The organism is Oleiphilus sp. HI0123, from assembly GCF_001635315.1.
On the sequence record NZ_LWGE01000693.1, the window covers coordinates 1 to 464 of the forward strand.

The 464-nt window shown below is 44.6% G+C and carries 1 protein-coding gene; it reads left to right on the forward strand.

Going from position 1 to position 464, the window contains the following annotated elements:
- On the forward strand, nt 1-464 hold a 464-nt coding region (locus A3761_RS06260), incomplete at both ends, for a beta-propeller domain-containing protein (protein ID WP_156491667.1).

Consider the following 464-nt stretch of genomic DNA (forward strand, 5'->3'; position numbering starts at 1 on the left):
GAGTCATTAATCAGCAAGGCCACATTAGAAGACCTACTCCCAAGCGTCACCTTAAATGGCCAAACAAAGATTTTACTAGGTGAAAATGATTGCCATATTCCTAACGAGCCAGAAGATTCAACACAACCTACCCTGGCTATCGTTACTAAAATCGACCTTGGCGCTTCACATGATATGGCGCTTTCAGATATAAAATCCAGCTGCATCGCCGCCCCCATTGCCACAATCTACGCATCATTGAACGCCGTGTATATGGTAGAAAATGAATACAGTTACGAAAACGCAAATGATTCATCTTATAGCAGTACGGTCTACAAGCTAGACTATTCGGACAATGGTCTAGAGTTTGCTGGAAGCGTAGCCCTAAGCGGCCAAGTAGGCTGGAATGAACAGTTCAGACTTAGCGAGTATCAGGATCATCTGCGAGTCGTGACCACTGACCATTCCAGCACAGAGAGAAATAT